This is a genomic window from Pseudomonas sp. G1002 (assembly GCF_013385455.1).
Taxonomy (GTDB): domain Bacteria; phylum Pseudomonadota; class Gammaproteobacteria; order Pseudomonadales; family Pseudomonadaceae; genus Aquipseudomonas.
The window spans coordinates 154,271-170,758 of record NZ_JACAPY010000016.1 but is presented as its reverse complement, the minus strand read 5'-3'; the positions used below and the strand labels follow the sequence as shown (position 1 = coordinate 170,758).

At 61.9% G+C, this 16,488-nt stretch carries 13 protein-coding genes and 1 pseudogene; 11 read left to right on the top strand and 3 right to left on the bottom strand.

The features are described 5' to 3' along the window. The 9 genes from murD to lpxC all read left to right on the top strand — a co-directional run bounded on the left by murD (position 1) and on the right by lpxC (position 10,453). Entirely contained in the window at positions 1–1,347 is a 1,347-nt protein-coding gene (gene murD / locus HX801_RS06940; protein WP_003216212.1) for a UDP-N-acetylmuramoyl-L-alanine--D-glutamate ligase, read from the top strand. Then, positions 1,344–2,567 (top strand): putative lipid II flippase FtsW, encoded by a 1,224-nt coding sequence (ftsW, locus tag HX801_RS06935; protein ID WP_003216215.1) that lies wholly within the window; start codon positions 1,344–1,346, stop codon positions 2,565–2,567. Before murD ends, ftsW begins: the two co-directional genes overlap by 4 nt. Continuing rightward, on the top strand, positions 2,557–3,627 hold the full coding sequence (murG, locus tag HX801_RS06930; protein WP_003216217.1) for an undecaprenyldiphospho-muramoylpentapeptide beta-N-acetylglucosaminyltransferase: 1,071 nt from the start codon (positions 2,557–2,559) through the stop codon (positions 3,625–3,627). The genes ftsW and murG overlap by 11 nt, the downstream gene beginning before the upstream one ends. Then, positions 3,620–5,065 carry a UDP-N-acetylmuramate--L-alanine ligase gene (gene murC / locus HX801_RS06925; RefSeq protein WP_003216219.1) on the top strand — a complete coding sequence of 482 codons (1,446 nt, stop codon included), beginning with the start codon at positions 3,620–3,622 and terminating at the stop codon, positions 5,063–5,065. Before murG ends, murC begins: the two co-directional genes overlap by 8 nt. Beyond that, the gene (locus HX801_RS06920; RefSeq protein WP_003216220.1) at positions 5,062–6,018 is read left to right on the top strand and encodes a D-alanine--D-alanine ligase; all 957 of its coding nucleotides are present in this window, start codon (positions 5,062–5,064) and stop codon (positions 6,016–6,018) included. The genes murC and HX801_RS06920 overlap by 4 nt, the downstream gene beginning before the upstream one ends. Positions 6,019–6,022: 4 nt before the next feature. After that, the gene (locus HX801_RS06915; RefSeq protein WP_023659197.1) at positions 6,023–6,889 is read left to right on the top strand and encodes a cell division protein FtsQ/DivIB; all 867 of its coding nucleotides are present in this window, start codon (positions 6,023–6,025) and stop codon (positions 6,887–6,889) included. 15 nt (positions 6,890–6,904) lie between these two features. Next, positions 6,905–8,167: a cell division protein FtsA gene (ftsA, locus tag HX801_RS06910; protein WP_003216224.1), complete on the top strand. Its 1,263-nt coding sequence runs from the start codon at positions 6,905–6,907 to the stop codon at positions 8,165–8,167. Positions 8,168–8,232: 65 nt separating this feature from the next. After that, positions 8,233–9,429: a cell division protein FtsZ gene (gene ftsZ / locus HX801_RS06905; RefSeq protein ID WP_003216225.1), complete on the top strand. Its 1,197-nt coding sequence runs from the start codon at positions 8,233–8,235 to the stop codon at positions 9,427–9,429. Positions 9,430–9,541: 112 nt separating this feature from the next. Next, positions 9,542–10,453 (top strand): UDP-3-O-acyl-N-acetylglucosamine deacetylase, encoded by a 912-nt coding sequence (gene lpxC / locus HX801_RS06900; RefSeq protein ID WP_003216227.1) that lies wholly within the window; start codon positions 9,542–9,544, stop codon positions 10,451–10,453. A gap of 103 nt (positions 10,454–10,556) precedes the next feature. Here the strand turns inward: lpxC and HX801_RS06895 are convergent, their stop codons facing one another. From HX801_RS06895 to HX801_RS06885, 3 genes are all read right to left on the bottom strand, one after another. Continuing rightward, positions 10,557–12,062 (bottom strand): diguanylate cyclase, encoded by a 1,506-nt coding sequence (locus tag HX801_RS06895; RefSeq protein WP_102369887.1) that lies wholly within the window; start codon positions 12,060–12,062, stop codon positions 10,557–10,559. A 51-nt stretch (positions 12,063–12,113) separates the two neighbouring features. Continuing rightward, positions 12,114–13,607, bottom strand: coding sequence for a sensor domain-containing diguanylate cyclase (locus tag HX801_RS06890; protein WP_177021827.1), 1,494 nt, complete (start codon positions 13,605–13,607; stop codon positions 12,114–12,116). A gap of 86 nt (positions 13,608–13,693) precedes the next feature. Further along, positions 13,694–15,016 carry an OprD family porin gene (locus HX801_RS06885; protein ID WP_008434205.1) on the bottom strand — a complete coding sequence of 441 codons (1,323 nt, stop codon included), beginning with the start codon at positions 15,014–15,016 and terminating at the stop codon, positions 13,694–13,696. 351 nt (positions 15,017–15,367) lie between these two features. Here HX801_RS06885 and HX801_RS06880 point away from each other — a divergent pair, with 351 nt between their 5' ends. Both HX801_RS06880 and HX801_RS31970 read left to right on the top strand, forming a co-directional pair. Next, the gene (locus tag HX801_RS06880) at positions 15,368–16,342 is read left to right on the top strand and encodes a D-glycerate dehydrogenase (protein ID WP_003216236.1); all 975 of its coding nucleotides are present in this window, start codon (positions 15,368–15,370) and stop codon (positions 16,340–16,342) included. Between the two features lie 28 nt (positions 16,343–16,370). After that, positions 16,371–16,469, top strand: a pseudogene (locus HX801_RS31970) (outer membrane lipoprotein carrier protein LolA); the annotation flags it as partial. Between the last annotated feature and the right edge of the window lie 19 nt (positions 16,470–16,488).

Below are 16,488 nucleotides of genomic sequence, written 5' to 3'. Positions count from 1 at the left end.
GTGTCCCTGATCGCTTCAGACCACTTCCGCATCGTTGTCGGCCTCGGCAAGAGCGGCATGTCCCTGGTTCGCTTCCTGGCGAACCGGGGCACGTCGTTTGCCGTGGCCGATACGCGGGAAAATCCACCGGAGCTGGTCACGCTGCGCCGTGACTACCCGCACGTGGAAGTGCGTTGTGGCGAGCTGGATGTTGAGTTTCTATGCCGTGCCGATGAGCTCTACGTGAGCCCCGGCCTGGCCCTGGCGACCCCGGCCCTGCAAGCGGCGGCGGCCCGTGGCGTGAAGTTGTCCGGCGATATCGAGCTGTTCGCGCGTAACGCGAAGGCGCCGATCGTGGCCATCAGCGGTTCCAATGCCAAAAGCACCGTGACCACCCTGGTGGGCGAGATGGCGGCTGCGGCCGGCAAGCGCGTGGCCGTGGGCGGCAACCTCGGCACGCCGGCGCTGGACCTGCTCAACGACGACGTCGAGCTGTACGTGATGGAGCTGTCGAGCTTCCAGCTGGAAACCACTGACCAGCTCAACGCCGAAGTGGCCACCGTGCTCAACGTCAGCGAAGACCACATGGACCGCTACAGCGGCCTGCCGGCGTATCACCTGGCCAAGCACCGGATCTTCCGTGGCGCGCGGCAAGTGGTGGTGAACCGTCAGGATGCCCTGAGCCGTCCGCTGATCGGCGAAGGTCTGCCGTGCTGGACCTTCGGCCTGAACAAGCCTGACTTCAAGGCCTTCGGCCTTCGGGAAGAGAACGGCGAGAAATACCTGGCCTTCGAATTCCAGAACCTGATGCCGGTGCGCGAACTGAAAATCCGTGGTGCCCACAACCAGGCCAACGCCCTGGCGGCGCTGGCGCTCGGTCACGCAGTTGGCTTGCCGTTCGACGCCATGCTCTCGGCCCTGCGCAGCTTTGCCGGCCTTGAGCATCGCTGCCAGTGGGTTCGCGAGCTGGCTGGTGTTGGCTATTACAACGATTCCAAGGCCACCAACGTCGGTGCGGCACTCGCTGCCATCGAAGGCTTGGGTGCCGACATTCAGGGCAAGGTCGTGCTGATCGCCGGTGGCGACGGCAAGGGTGCCGACTTCAAGGACCTTAAAGGCCCGGTCGCCGCCAACTGCCGCGCCGTGGTGTTGATGGGCCGTGATTCCGGCCTGATCGCCGATGCCCTGGGCGACGCCGTACCGCAGGTGCGCGCGCAGTCCCTGGACGATGCCATCGCCCAATCCAAAGCCTTGGCTCAGCCGGGCGACGTGGTGCTGCTGTCGCCTGCCTGCGCCAGTTTCGACATGTTCAAGAACTACGAAGAGCGCGGCCAGCTGTTCGCCCGCGCCGTGGAGGCCTTGGCATGAGTATCAATTTCCGTAACATCATCAAGCCGTACCCGTCGCCGATCATTACCGGGCGCGGTATCGACCTTGATTTCCCTATGCTTGCCGGTTGCCTCGCGTTGCTGGGCCTGGGCCTGGTGATGATCACCTCGGCCTCCTCGGAAGTGGCCGCGGTGCAATCGGGCAACACCCTGTACATGATGATCCGTCACCTGGTGTACCTGGTGATTGGCCTTGGCGCATGCATCGTCACCATGATGATCCCGATCGCCACCTGGCAGCGCCTGGGTTGGCTGATGCTGGTGGGCGCCTTCGGCCTGTTGGTGATGGTGATCCTGCCCGGCATCGGGCGTGAGGTGAACGGCTCGATGCGCTGGATCGGCTTCGGTGCGTTCAACGTGCAGCCGTCGGAAATCGCCAAGGTGTTCGTGGTGATCTACCTCGCCGGCTACCTGGTGCGGCGCCAGAAAGAAGTACGCGAAAGCTGGATGGGCTTCTTCAAGCCGTTCATCGTGCTGCTGCCCATGGCCGGCCTGTTGCTGATGGAGCCGGACTTCGGTGCCACCGTTGTAATGATGGGCGCGGCGGCGGCGATGCTGTTCCTCGGTGGCGTCGGCCTGTTCCGCTTCACCCTGATGGTGGTGCTGGCGGTGGCGGCCGTGACGATTCTGGTGCAGGCGCAACCCTACCGGATGGCCCGTCTGATTACCTTTACCGACCCGTGGTCCGATCAGTTCGGTTCCGGCTACCAGTTGACCCAGGCGTTGATCGCCTTCGGTCGGGGTGAGTGGCTGGGCGTGGGCCTGGGCAATAGCGTGCAGAAGCAGTTCTACCTGCCGGAAGCCCACACCGACTTCGTGTTCTCGGTACTCGCCGAAGAGCTGGGCGTGGTCGGTTCGCTGTGCACCGTCGCGCTGTTCGTGTTCGTGTGTGTTCGCGGCATGTACATCGGCTTGTGGGCCGAAAAGGCCAAGCAATATTTCGCCGCCTACGTGGCGTACGGCTTGTCGTTCCTGTGGATCGGCCAGTTCCTGATCAACATCGGGGTGAACGTCGGCCTGCTGCCGACCAAGGGCCTGACCTTGCCGTTCCTCAGTTACGGCGGCAGCTCGTTGGTGATTTGCTGCGCCTGTCTCGGGTTGTTGCTGCGTATCGAGTGGGAGAGTCGGACCCACCTGGGCAGCGAAGAGATGGAGTTCAGCGAAAGCGACTTCGCCGAGGAGCCGAACCATGGGCGCTAACGTGCTGATCATGGCAGGCGGCACCGGTGGCCACGTGTTCCCGGCGCTGGCCTGTGCCCGTGAGTTCCAGAACCGTGGCTACACCGTGCATTGGCTCGGTACGCCGCGCGGCATCGAAAATGATCTGGTACCGAATGCCGGCTTGCCGCTGCATTTGATCAACGTCACCGGCTTGCGTGGCAAGGGCAAATTGTCCCTGCTGAAGGCGCCGTTCGTGTTGCTCAAGGCCGTGTGGCAAGCGCGCAAGGTGATCCGCGAAGTGAAGCCGGTATGCGTGCTGGGCTTTGGTGGCTACGTGACCGGCCCGGGCGGTGTTGCGGCAAGACTCGCCGGCGTGCCAGTGATCGTCCACGAGCAGAATGCCGTGGCCGGCACTGCCAACCGCCTGCTGGTGCCCTTGGCTGCACGGGTATGCGAGGCGTTTCCGAAGACCTTTGGTGCCGCGGACAAGCTGCGTACCACCGGCAACCCGGTGCGTACCGAACTGTTCATGGACATCGCCCGCCAGCCATTGGCCGGTCGCAAGGCGCACCTGTTGATCCTGGGCGGAAGCCTGGGCGCCGAACCGTTGAACAAATTGCTGCCTGAAGCGGTGTCGCAACTCCCCGTGGAGCTGCGCCCGGAGATCTTCCATCAGGCCGGCAAGAACCACGATGAAGTGACCGCCACGCGCTACCGCGATGCGGGTGTGGAGGCGAATGTGCAGCCCTTCATCAAAGACATGGCCCAAGCCTATGGCTGGGCCGACCTGGTGGTCTGTCGCGCAGGTGCGTTGACCGTCAGTGAACTGGCCGCCGCCGGTCTGCCGTCCTTGCTGGTGCCTTTGCCCCACGCGATCGACGATCACCAGACCCGCAACGCCGAATATTTGGCCGGGGAGGGCGCTGCCTTCCTGCTGCCGCAAAGAACGACTGGCGCCGCCGATTTGGCCGCACGCCTGACCGAGGTTTTGATGCAACCGGAACGACTGAACAGCATGGCGAGCACCGCAAGCCGCCTGGCCAAACCTGACGCAACCCGCACCGTGGTCGATATCTGCCTGGAGGTGGCCCATGGTTGAGAATCAGAAAGCCATGCCGCAACCGGAAATGCGCCGCATCCGTCGCATCCATTTCGTCGGTATCGGCGGCGTGGGCATGTGCGGGATCGCCGAAGTGTTGCTGAACCTGGGTTACCAGGTGTCCGGCTCCGACCTGAAAATGTCGCCGGTCACCGAGCGCCTGGAATCGTTTGGCGCAAAAATCTTTATCGGCCACCGCGCCGAGAACGCTGCCGAAGCCGACGTACTGGTGGTCTCCAGCGCTGTGAACACCTCCAACCCGGAAGTGGCCACCGCCCTTGAACGCCGCATTCCCGTAGTGCCGCGTGCCGAAATGCTGGCTGAGCTGATGCGCTACCGCCACGGCATCGCCGTCGCCGGTACCCACGGCAAGACCACCACCACCAGCCTGATCGCCTCGGTGTTCGCCGCCGGTGGCCTGGACCCGACGTTCGTCATCGGTGGCCGCCTGAATGCAGCCGGCACCAATGCACAACTGGGGACCAGCCGTTACCTGATCGCCGAAGCCGATGAAAGCGACGCCAGCTTCCTGCACCTGCAACCGCTGGTGGCCGTGGTGACCAACATCGACGCCGACCACATGGCGACCTACGACGGTGACTTCAACAAACTGAAGAAAACCTTCGTCGAGTTCCTGCACAACCTGCCGTTCTACGGTCTGGCCGTGGTGTGCCTGGACGATCCGGTGGTGCGCGAAATCCTGCCGCTGGTGAAGCGTCCGACCGTGACCTACGGCTTCAGCGAAGACTGCGACGTGCGCGCGATCAATGTGCGCCAGCAAGGCATGCAGACTTTCTTCACCGTGCTGCGTCCTGACCGCGAGCCGCTGGATGTCTCGGTGAACATGCCGGGCAACCACAACGTACTCAACTCCCTGGCGACCATCTGCATCGCCTCCGACGAAGGCGTCAGCGATGAAGCCATTGTCGAAGGCCTGTCGGGTTTTGCCGGTGTGGGTCGTCGCTTCCAGGTCTACGGCGAACTGCCGGTGGACGGCGGCAACGTGATGCTGGTGGACGACTACGGTCACCACCCGACCGAAGTCGCAGCGGTGATCAAGGCCGTACGCGGTGGTTGGCCGGAACGCCGCCTGGTGATGGTGTACCAGCCGCACCGCTACAGCCGTACCCGCGACCTGTACGACGATTTCGTCAATGTACTGGCGGATGCCAACGTGTTGCTGCTGATGGAAGTCTACCCGGCCGGTGAAGAACCGATCCCGGGTGCCGACAGCCGCAAGCTGTGCAACAGCATCCGTCAACGCGGCCAGTTGGACCCGATCTACATCGAGCGTGGTGTGGACCTGGCGCCGATCGTCAAGCCGCTGCTGCGTGCCGGCGACATCCTGCTGTGCCAGGGTGCCGGTGACATCGGTGGCCTCGCCCCTAAATTGCTGGCAAGCCCGCTGTTTGCCGCCGCACAGGGGAAGTCGAAATGACCACTGACTACGGCTCCCTGTTCTCGACCATTCAACCTGCCGACTTCGGCCGGGTTGCGGTGCTGTTCGGTGGCAAGAGCGCTGAGCGTGAAGTGTCGCTGAAGTCCGGCAATGCCGTGCTGGAAGCGCTGCAAAGTGCCGGTGTGAATGCGTTCGGCATCGACGTGGGTGATGACTTCCTGTCGCGCCTGCAGGCCGAGAAGATCGACCGCGCCTTCATCATTCTTCACGGCCGTGGCGGTGAAGACGGCAGCATGCAGGGCCTGCTGGAGTGCCTGGGCATTCCGTATACCGGCAGCGGCATCCTCGCTTCGGCCCTGGCCATGGACAAGTTGCGCACCAAGCAGGTGTGGCACAGCCTGGGTATTCCGACTCCGCGTCACAGCGTGCTGTGCAGCGAAGACGATTGTATTTCTGCAGCCAAGGAACTGGGCCTGCCTTTGATCGTCAAACCAGCCCATGAAGGCTCCAGTATCGGCATGGCTAAAGTGAACTCAGCCGCCGAATTGATTGACGCATGGAAAGCGGCCAGTACCTACGATTCGCAAGTGTTGGTGGAACAGTGGATTCAAGGTCCCGAGTTCACCATCGCTACTCTGCGTGGCCAGGTATTGCCGCCCATCGCATTGGGCACGCCCCACACCTTTTACGACTACGACGCCAAGTATGTGGCCTCCGATACCCAGTACCGGATCCCGTGCGGCCTCGACGCAGCCAAGGAACAGGAATTGATGGACCTCACGGCGAAAGCCTGTGAGGCGCTGGGTATCGCCGGTTGGGCGCGGGCAGACGTGATGCAGGATGACCAGGGGAACTTCTGGTTCCTGGAAGTCAACACTGCACCCGGGATGACCGACCACAGCCTGGTACCCATGGCCGCTCGTGCCGCCGGCCTGGATTTCCAGCAGTTGGTGCTGGCGATCCTGGCAGCAAGCATAGAGCCACGAGGCTAAGACCATGAACGGCGCATCGCTTCGTCATCAGCAACCCGCTCCCGGCCGCAAGCCGGTGCCGCGTGGTGCCAGCCGAATGGTGGCTAAAGAGCCGATGTCGGCGCGCATGCCGAAAGCCAACTTTGGTTTTCTCAAGGCGCTGTTCTGGCCGGTGATCCTGGTGGCCCTGGGGTTCGGTACGTATGAAGGCGCCCAGCGCCTGCTGCCGTATGCCGACCGGCCGATCACCAAGATCAGCGTGCAGGGTGACTTGAGCTACATCAGCCAGCAAGCCGTGCAGCAGCGAATCGCCCCGTTTGTGGCGTCGAGCTTCTTCACCATCGACCTGGCAGGCATGCGCTCCGAGCTGGAACAGATGCCATGGATTGCCCACGCCGAAGTACGTCGCGTGTGGCCGGATCAAGTGACGATCCGCCTGGAAGAACAACTGCCCGTGGCCCGTTGGGGTGATGGTGCGCTGTTGAACAACCAGGGCCAGGCGTTTGCACCTCGCGAAGTGGCGAATTACGAGCACCTGCCGCAGTTGTTCGGACCGCAGCGGGCGCAGCAGCAAGTGATGCAGCAGTACCAGGCGTTGAGCCAGATGCTGCGGCCGTTGGGCTTCTCGATTGCGCGACTGGAATTGCGCGAGCGGGGCAGCTGGTTTTTGACCACGGGTGCAGGCAGTTCCGGCCCGGGCATCGAGTTGTTGCTGGGACGCGGCAACCTGGTGGAAAAGATGCGCCGTTTTATCGCCATCTATGAAAAGACCTTGAAAGAACAGATTACGAACATTGCGAGCATCGACCTGCGTTACGCCAACGGCCTTGCCGTCGGCTGGCGGGCCCCTGCGGCGCCCACGGCAGCGCAACCTGCTGTCGCGAAGAATTAAGAAGAGGCAGGACCCATGGCAAACGTGCAAAGCGGCAAAATGATCGTCGGTCTGGATATCGGCACCTCCAAGGTGGTGGCGCTGGTAGGCGAGGTCGCGGACGACGGCACGCTGGAAATCGTCGGAATCGGCACGCATCCGTCCCGGGGCCTGAAGAAGGGCGTGGTGGTGAATATTGAATCCACCGTGCAATCGATCCAGCGCGCCATCGAAGAAGCGCAGCTGATGGCCGGTTGCCGGATTCACTCGGCATTTGTCGGCGTTGCCGGCAACCACATCCGCAGCCTGAATTCCCACGGCATCGTCGCGATTCGCGACCGCGAAGTCAGCTCGGCTGACCTGGAGCGGGTACTCGACGCAGCGCAAGCCGTGGCGATCCCGGCTGACCAGCGCGTGCTGCACACCCTGCCGCAGGACTACGTGATCGATAACCAGGAAGGCGTTCGCGAGCCCCTGGGCATGTCGGGCGTACGTCTGGAAGCCAAGGTTCACGTAGTGACCTGCGCCGTCAACGCTGCACAGAACATTGAAAAATGCGTGCGCCGCTGCGGCCTGGAAATCGACGACATCATTCTCGAGCAGTTGGCTTCGGCTTACTCGGTACTGACCGACGACGAAAAAGAACTGGGCGTGTGCCTGGTGGACATCGGCGGCGGCACCACGGACATCGCGATCTTCACCGAGGGTGCGATTCGTCACACCGCCGTGATCCCGATTGCCGGTGATCAGGTGACCAACGACATCGCCATGGCGTTGCGCACACCGACCCAGTACGCCGAAGAAATCAAGATCCGTTACGCCTGCGCCCTGGCCAAGCTGGCCGGTGCCGGTGAAACCATCAAGGTGCCAAGCGTGGGCGACCGTCCACCGCGCGAACTGTCGCGCCAGGCATTGGCCGAAGTGGTCGAGCCGCGCTACGACGAACTGTTCACCCTGATCCAGGCTGAACTGCGTCGCAGCGGCTACGAAGATTTGATCCCGGCCGGCATCGTGCTGACCGGTGGCACCTCGAAGATGGAAGGCGCGGTCGAACTGGCCGAGGAAATCTTCCACATGCCGGTCCGCCTGGGCGTGCCCCATGGCGTGAAAGGCCTGGGCGACGTAGTGCGCAACCCGATTTATTCCACCGGTGTGGGCTTGCTGTTGTACGGGCTGCAAAAGCAGACCGACGGCATTTCCCTGTCGGGCCCGAGCAACCGCGACAGCTACAGAAGCGACGACGAAGCGAAAGCGCCGTTGTTCGAGCGGTTGCAGGCTTGGGTGAAAGGCAATTTCTAAAGATTTACCGCAACACCGTTTCAAGTAGTAGGCGAAAAAACTAGAGAAATGAAAGGAGAGGGAAAATGTTCGAACTCGTAGACAACATCCCCGCAAGCCCGGTCATCAAAGTGATCGGCGTCGGCGGTGGCGGCGGCAACGCTGTCAACCACATGGTCAAGAGCAACATTGAAGGCGTTGAATTCATCTGCGCCAACACTGACGCCCAGGCCCTCAAAAGCATCGGTGCACGCACCATCCTGCAATTGGGCACAGCCGTGACCAAGGGCCTGGGTGCCGGCGCGAATCCGGAAGTCGGCCGTCAAGCCGCCCTGGAAGACCGCGAGCGCATCGCTGAAGTGCTGCAAGGCACCAACATGGTGTTCATCACCACGGGCATGGGCGGTGGTACCGGTACCGGTGCTGCGCCGATCATTGCCGAAGTGGCCAAGGAAATGGGGATCCTGACGGTTGCCGTCGTGACCCGTCCATTCCCGTTCGAAGGTCGCAAGCGCATGCAGATCGCCGATGAAGGCATCCGTCTGCTGTCCGAAAGCGTCGACTCGTTGATCACCATTCCCAACGAGAAGCTGCTGACCATCCTCGGCAAGGACGCAAGCCTGCTGTCTGCGTTTGCCAAGGCTGACGATGTACTGGCCGGTGCCGTTCGCGGTATCTCCGACATCATCAAGCGTCCGGGCATGATCAACGTCGACTTTGCCGACGTACGTACCGTGATGAGCGAAATGGGCATGGCGATGATGGGCACTGGCTGCGCCAGCGGTCCGAACCGTGCACGTGAAGCTACCGAAGCGGCCATCCGCAACCCGTTGCTGGAAGACGTGAACCTGCAAGGCGCACGCGGCATCCTGGTGAACATCACCGCCGGTCCTGACCTGTCCCTGGGTGAGTACTCCGACGTGGGTAGCATCATCGAAGCCTTCGCTTCCGAGCACGCCATGGTCAAGGTCGGTACCGTTATCGATCCGGACATGCGCGACGAACTGCACGTGACCGTTGTTGCGACCGGCCTGGGTGCGAAAATCGAGAAGCCTGTAAAGGTCATCGACAACACCGTCCATACCAGCCACGCCAGCCAGCAAGCTGCCGCTCCAGCGCCTTCGCGCCAGGAACTGCCGTCTGTGAACTATCGTGACCTGGATCGTCCGACCGTGATGCGCAACCAGGCTCAGGCCGGTGCTGCTGCATCCCGCAGCCCGAATCCGCAAGATGACCTGGACTACCTGGACATCCCGGCTTTCCTGCGTCGTCAGGCCGATTAATGGAATGTATCAGGGCTATGAAGGTGATTGGTGTTCAGCAAAGGTCTGGTCTGCTATTATCGCCAGCCTTTGTTGATACCAGTTCGCAATTTGCGCTGAAGCGGTCCAAGCCATGATTAAACAACGCACCCTGAAGAATATTATCCGTGCCACAGGTGTAGGTCTGCACTCCGGGGAGAAGGTATACCTGACCCTCAAGCCCGCACCTGTCGACACCGGCATCGTGTTTGTTCGTGCCGACCTGGACCCTGTGGTGCAGATACCTGCTCGCGCGGAAAATGTTGGCGAAACCACGATGTCGACCACGTTGGTCAACGGTGACGTCAAAGTGGACACGGTGGAGCACTTGCTCTCGGCCATGGCCGGTCTGGGCATCGATAACGCCTACGTCGAGCTCTCCGCGTCCGAAGTCCCGATCATGGATGGCAGCGCCGGACCCTTCGTATTCTTGATTCAATCTGCCGGCCTGGAAGAACAGGACGCAGCCAAGAAGTTCATTCGCATTCTGCGGGAAGTGACAGTAGAAGACGGCGACAAGCGCGCCACCTTCGTCCCGTTCGAAGGCTTTAAAGTGAGCTTTGAGATCGATTTCGATCACCCGGTATTCCGTGACCGCACCCAAAGTGCAAGCGTGGATTTTTCCAGCACTTCGTTCGTAAAAGAAGTCAGCCGCGCCCGTACCTTTGGTTTCATGAGTGACATCGAGTACCTGCGCAAGCACAACCTCGCACTCGGCGGCAGCGTTGAAAACGCCATTGTGGTCGACGCGGATGGTGTACTGAACGAAGACGGCCTTCGCTATGAAGACGAATTCGTGAAGCACAAGATCCTCGATGCAATCGGTGACCTCTACCTGCTGGGCAATAGCCTGATAGGCGAGTTCAAAGGCTTCAAGTCTGGCCACGCCCTGAACAACCAACTGCTGCGCAAGCTGATTGCACAGACAGATGCCTGGGAAGTCGTGACCTTCGAAGATGCCAGCACCGCACCGATCTCTTACATGCGTCCCGTCGCGGCGGTGTAAGTAACAACTCTCTTTCCTTTTGTTTTTAAAGGCTGCCTTCGGGTGGCCTTTTTTTTGATCGTTCCCACGCTCTGCGTGGTAACGCCTCCTGTGACGCTTCGCGTCACGGCTTTAAAGCGCCGGCATCAACAACGCGATTACGCCCGGTATGCTTGGCCTCATACAGCGCCTGGTCGGCGTTGAGCAGTAATTCCTCCAGCGTGGTGCGGCTGTTTTTGGTCCAGGTACTGAGGCCGATGCTGACGGTAATTGGCACCGTATCCCCGCCCACTCGCGGCAGGTGTTCGACACTGCTGCGGATATGTTCAGCAATCACGCGTGCACCCTGGCTGTCGGTATGCGGCAGCACCACTGCAAATTCTTCCCCGCCATAGCGAGCCGCGAGGTCGGCCGGGCGGCGGATATTGCCCTCGATCACCTGCGCCACCGTGCGCAGTGCCTCGTCGCCACCTTGATGGCCATGTCGGTCGTTGAACGCCTTGAAGTGGTCCACGTCAATCATCAGCACCGTCAACGGCTCGGCCGAACGCTGGGCGCGGTCCCATTCCAGGCGCAGGCGCTGGTCCAGGGTGCGGCGGTTGGCCAGGCCGGTGAGCGCGTCGGTGGCTGCCAGTTCTGACAGCACCTGTTCGGCACGGTGGCGCCTGCGCAGTTCCATGCAAAGCATCCAGGTCAGCCACAAAAGGCCGATGCACAAAATCCCGGTGGCGCCGCTGATCACCAGTGCTGCGCGCTTCCAGGGGGCGAATATGTCATTCGTGGACAGCCCCACGACGACGATCAGCGGTAAATCGCCCACCGTTGAGAAGGTATACAGGCGGTGCTCCTCATCCACACTGGAGGTGCCGCGAAAGTTGCCGTCGCGCTCGTGCAATATGCGCGCGACGTTTGGCCGCTGGCTGAGGTCCTTGTCGATCATGTCCCGTTCCAGCAACGGCTGCTGGGCCAGCAGGATGCCTTGTTGGTTGATCAGGTTGATGGTGCTGTCGCTGCCGATATTCAGGCTGCGGAACAGTTGCTGAAAGTACGACAGGCGCATGGTGGCCACGGCCACGCCGAGGAATCGCCCATCCGGCCCGGAAACCCGGCGGCTGAAAGCGATACGCCATTGGTCATCACACACGCAGCGCGCCATGAAGGGCCGGCTGATGAACAGCCCCAGGTCGGGATTCTGCCGATGGGCCTGGAAGTAGTCGCGGTCGGCGAAGTTGGCGGATTTGGGCGTCTGCAGGGCTGAGTCGGCGATCACGTTGCCATCCTTGTCCAGCAACAGGATGTCGCCTTTGTAGGGCGCCGCTTCCGAACGGTCGAACAGCACCAGGTGACGGATGCCGGCCGATACCCCAGCCAAATCAGTGCGTTCGGTGGCGGCGATCAGGCCTTTGATCGACAAGTCGTACAGCTCGACGTTGCGCAGCACGTCGGCGTCGATCAGTTGGGTGATGTTATTGGCCGTGCGCTGGGCCGCCTGCAACGTGTTGGCGTGTTCGCGAATCAGCAGCACCGCGACCACCAGCATGATCAGCAGCACCGTGACGCAACTGCCGATGATCAGCAGCAGCTCCGGACGGTGGGTGGGGCGGGGCGGGCGGGTAGTGCCTGGGCTCATCGGGCGTACTTCTGCTTCGAGGATGCCCTTAGCGTAGTTGCTGATAACGGCTTATGTGGCCTGGCTGTGAACGATGCGGTTGCGCCCGGAATGCTTGGCGTCATACAGCGCCCGATCGGCACTCAGCAGCAGCTCTTCCAGCGAGCCACGGCTGCGTTTGTCCCAGGTACTGAGCCCGACGCTGACGGTGACCGACAGCGCGTCGCCGTCCGCCGGTGGCAAGTGCTCCACCGCACTGCGGATATGTTCGGCGATGGTGCTTGCGCCCTCGCCGTCGGTATCCGGCAGGATCACCGCGAACTCTTCGCCGCCGTAGCGCGCGGCCAGGTCGGCGGGGCGACGAATATTGCTGCCGATGACCCGGGCCACGTTGCGCAAGGCCTCGTCGCCACCCTGGTGACCATGGCGGTCGTTGAAGGCCTTGAAGTGGTCGACATCAATCATCAGCAAGGCCAGTGGCTCGCCTGAGCGTTGCGCGCGCTCCCATTCCAGGCGCAGGCGCTGGTCGAGGGTGCGGCGGTTGGCCAGGCCGGTGAGGCCGTCGGTGGCCGCCAGTTCCGACAACACCTTCTCGGCGCGATAGCGGCGGCGCAGTTCCAGGCGCAGCATCCAGGTCAGCCACAACAGCCCCACACACAGTACGCCGGTGGCGCCACTGATCAGCAGGGCGGCGCGCTTCCAGGCGGCAAACACGTCATCGCTCGACAACGCCACCACCACAATCAGCGGCAACCCGCCGACGCTGGTGAAGGTGTACAGCCGTTGCGCGCCACTGATGGCGGAGATGGCGCTGAAACTGCCACTGCCTTCGCGCAGCATTCGCTTGAAGTTGGGCCGCGCGCTCAAGTCCTTGTTGATCATGTCTCTTTCGAGCAGCGGCTGCTGGGCCAACAGGATGCCGTCGTTATTCAGCAGGTTGATGCTGCTGCCGCTGCCGATGGTCAGGCTATTGAACAACTGGTCGAAATACGCCAGGCGCATGGTCGCCACCGCCACACCGGCAAACTCGCCATTGGGCCCGGGCACCCGGCGGCTGAAGGCGATGCGCCAGACTTGATCGCAGTCGCAACGAATCCTGAAGGGCCGACTGATGAACAGCCCGGCATCGGGGTTCTGCTGGTGAACCTGGAAATAATCGCGATTGGCGAAGTTGCGGGGTGTGGGCGCCAGCGTGGAAGAGTCGGCGGTGACCGCGCCGGTTTTGTCCAGCAGCAGGACTTCGCCTTTGAAAGGGGCGGCCGTGGACTGGTCGAACTGCACCATATGCAGGACTTCGGCGGAAACCTGGGGCAGGTCATCGCGAGTGGTTGCGGTGATCAGGCCGTTCAGCGCCAGGTCGTAGAGCTCGACGTTGCGCAGCACATCGGCATTGATCAGTTGGGTGATATTGCTGGTGGAGCGCTTGGCTGCCTGCAAGGCGCTGGCGTGTTCGCGGATCAGCAGTACGGCAACGATGACCACGATCAGCACGACAGTAAGGCCACTGCCCAGAATCAGCAAAAGCTCCGGGCGTGCAGGCAGGGTGAAGGCGCGGCGTTGACTCATGGGACTGGCTTCGGCACTCAAGATGCTGGCAGTTTAGTTCCATGCTGTGAAAAATAAGTCGTCGCCGCTAAAAGAAAGCCTGAAGGTTAAAAAACGTCAATCGGATAGTCGACGATCACGCGGTACTCATCCACGTCCCGGTCCACTGCCGCGTAGCCATTGCCGCCGCGATTGGTCGCCCATTGCAGGCGCACGGCCAGGTCCTTGGCCTTGCCGCCTTGCACCACGTACTTGAGGTCGATGTCCCGTTCCCAGTGCTTGGCGTTCTTGCCGTCGGCACTGTACCAGGATGAGTAACCACGGCTGTCCGGATCGACCGTGGTCAGGTCGGTCTTGCCGCTGATATACGACACCGCCGAGGTCAGGCCCGGCAGGCCCAGCCCGACGAAGTCATAGGCGTACTTGAGCTTCCACGAGCGCTCGTTGGGGCCGTTGAAGTCGGAGTATTGCTGGGAGTTGTCCAGGTAGATGCTGTCGCCCTGGCTGATGTAGTCGAACGGCGTGTTGCCGTTGACCCGCTGGTAGGCGGCGGTAACGCTGTGATTGCCCACGCCCACGGTGAAATGCAGGCTGTAGGTGTTGTTGTCGATGTTGCCCAGCAAGGCTTTGCCGGTCTCCTGAGTGTGGTAGTAGTGCAGGCCCGGGTTCAGGCTGACCAGCTCGTTCAACTGCCAGGTGTAGTCCAGGTCGTAGTAGTACTGGTTCCAGATGTCCTTGAGTTCGGACGCGTACAGGTTGCTGGTCAGCCCCGGCACGCCGCTGAAGGACACGCCGGCCCAGTCCAGGTGGCGGCTGTCTTCGCCATTGGGCAATGCGCCGTAGCTGGTGCCGATGCGGCGACGGCCGCTCTGGTTGTAGAGCTTGGTGAAGCTGGCCTGGCCGCCCTCGAACATCCAGCCGTCCAGGCTGTGGTTGGTCAGGCTCACGCCGCGGAAGGTCTGGGGCAGCATGCGGGTCATGCCGCCGGCAATCACCGGGTTGTTGAGGAACAGGTCGCCGGCTTTCAGTTCGGTGTCGAAGGCGCGCATTTTCAGGGTGGCGCCGGCGGTGGAGAACGAGCCGGGCGCTTTGCCGTTGCCGGAGCTTACCGGCAGGATGCTCGAGCCATCGGTGCCGCCACCGCCGTCGAGCTTGAGGCCGAGCATGGCGTTGGCGTCCAGGCCGAAGCCGACGATGCCGGGGGTGTAGCCGGATTCGAAGATGCCGATGAAGCCCTGGCCCCATTCCTTGCTGTCATCGGTGTGAATGTCGCGACGGTCGCGGTTCATGTAGTAGTTGCGGGTGTTGATCTTGAAGCTGGAACCTTCGACGAAGCCGTCGGTGGCCGGGGTGTCTGCCGCGTGGGCAAGGGGAACGATCGTTGCAGCAATCGCGAGGAATAACGGGGTGAACGTCAGCGAGGTTTTCACCGGTGGAGCTCCTTTGGGTCAATCGAAACCGGCCAGTGTTGTTGGGGTTCCTGGCCTTTTTTCAGCGCAAAAAAAAGCCGCTGAACTCAGCGGCTTTAAGACAGATCCCCAGTGTAGAGCCCTGGAAATAAGTCGAGGGAAATCGGGGGAGAGCGGGTCGGTCTTAACCGCTGCGCTCATCGATGCGACAAATTAGCGCAGGTGAGCGGTGCGATACAGAGTGTAACAAGATAATGACTGTTGCCCAAATCGCAACAGTCTGGCAGTGGGGTGTGAGGGGCGGCCTGACAAGCCCTACCCAAGAATGTTAGCGTGCTTGCCATTCCCACGTAGTCGATGAGCCCGCCTTCCATGAAAAAGACCGTCCTCGCCTTCAGCCGCGTCACCCCGGAAATGATCGAACGCCTGCAACAGGATTTCGATGTCATCGCCCCCAACCCCAAGCAGGGCGACATCAACGCCCAGTTCAACGAAGCCTTGCCCCATGCCCACGGCCTGATCGGCGTAGGCCGCAAACTGGGCCGCGCGCAACTGGAAGGTGCGAGCAAACTGGAAGTGGTTTCCAGCGTGTCGGTGGGCTACGACAACTACGACCTGGCGTACTTCAATGAGCGCGGGATCATGCTCACCAACACCCCGGATGTGCTCACCGAAAGCACCGCCGACCTGGCCTTCGCCCTGCTGATGAGCAGCGCCCGCCGCGTCGCCGAACTGGACGCCTGGACCAAGGCCGGCCAGTGGAAAGCCAGCGTCGGCGCGCCGTTGTTTGGCTGTGATGTACACGGCAAGACCCTGGGTATCGTCGGCATGGGCAACATCGGCGCGGCCGTGGCGCGTCGGGGTCGCCTGGGTTTCAATATGCCGATTCTATACAGCGGTAACAGCCGCAAGACCGAACTGGAACAGGAACTCGGCGCGCAGTTTCGCAGCCTCGACCAGTTGCTGGCCGAAGCCGATTTCGTCTGCCTGGTGGTGCCACTGAGCGAGAAAACCCGCCACCTGATCAGCCATCGCGAGCTGGGCCTGATGAAATCCAGTGCGATCCTGGTGAACATCTCCCGTGGCCCGGTGGTGGATGAGCCGGCGCTGATCCAGGCCCTGCAAAACCAGACCATCCGTGGTGCCGGCCTGGATGTGTACGAGCAGGAGCCGCTGTCCGAGTCGCCGCTGTTCCAGCTGAGCAATGCGGTGACCCTGCCGCATATTGGCTCGGCCACCAACGAGACCCGCGAAGCCATGGCCAATCGCGCCCTGGAAAACCTGCGCAGCGCCTTGCTGGGCGAGCGTCCGCAGGATCTGGTAAACCCGCAGGTGTGGAAGGGCTGACGACTGCTTGTTGTAGGTAGGAGCGAGCTTGCTCGCGAAAAGCGTCAACGATAACGCGGGCAGCCTGGATAAACACAGCGCCCTCAGGTTCTTCGCGAGCAAGCTCGCTCCTACAGTTTTTCGCGTGCAAGTCGATAACGGTCTAT

Excerpts from the sequence above, each read along its gene's own strand:
- HX801_RS06915 (WP_023659197.1), top strand. The coding sequence starts at position 6,023 with ATGAACGGCGCATCGCTTCGTCATCAGCAACCCGCTCCCGGCCGCAAG.
- HX801_RS06920 (WP_003216220.1), top strand. The coding sequence starts at position 5,062 with ATGACCACTGACTACGGCTCCCTGTTCTCGACCATTCAACCTGCCGAC.
- lpxC (WP_003216227.1), top strand. The coding sequence starts at position 9,542 with ATGATTAAACAACGCACCCTGAAGAATATTATCCGTGCCACAGGTGTA.
- murG (WP_003216217.1), top strand. The coding sequence starts at position 2,557 with ATGGGCGCTAACGTGCTGATCATGGCAGGCGGCACCGGTGGCCACGTG.
- HX801_RS06890 (WP_177021827.1), bottom strand. The coding sequence starts at position 13,607 with ATGAGTCAACGCCGCGCCTTCACCCTGCCTGCACGCCCGGAGCTTTTG.
- HX801_RS06895 (WP_102369887.1), bottom strand. The coding sequence starts at position 12,062 with ATGAGCCCAGGCACTACCCGCCCGCCCCGCCCCACCCACCGTCCGGAG.
- HX801_RS06880 (WP_003216236.1), top strand. The coding sequence starts at position 15,368 with ATGAAAAAGACCGTCCTCGCCTTCAGCCGCGTCACCCCGGAAATGATC.
- ftsZ (WP_003216225.1), top strand. The coding sequence starts at position 8,233 with ATGTTCGAACTCGTAGACAACATCCCCGCAAGCCCGGTCATCAAAGTG.
- ftsA (WP_003216224.1), top strand. The coding sequence starts at position 6,905 with ATGGCAAACGTGCAAAGCGGCAAAATGATCGTCGGTCTGGATATCGGC.
- ftsW (WP_003216215.1), top strand. The coding sequence starts at position 1,344 with ATGAGTATCAATTTCCGTAACATCATCAAGCCGTACCCGTCGCCGATC.
- murC (WP_003216219.1), top strand. The coding sequence starts at position 3,620 with ATGGTTGAGAATCAGAAAGCCATGCCGCAACCGGAAATGCGCCGCATC.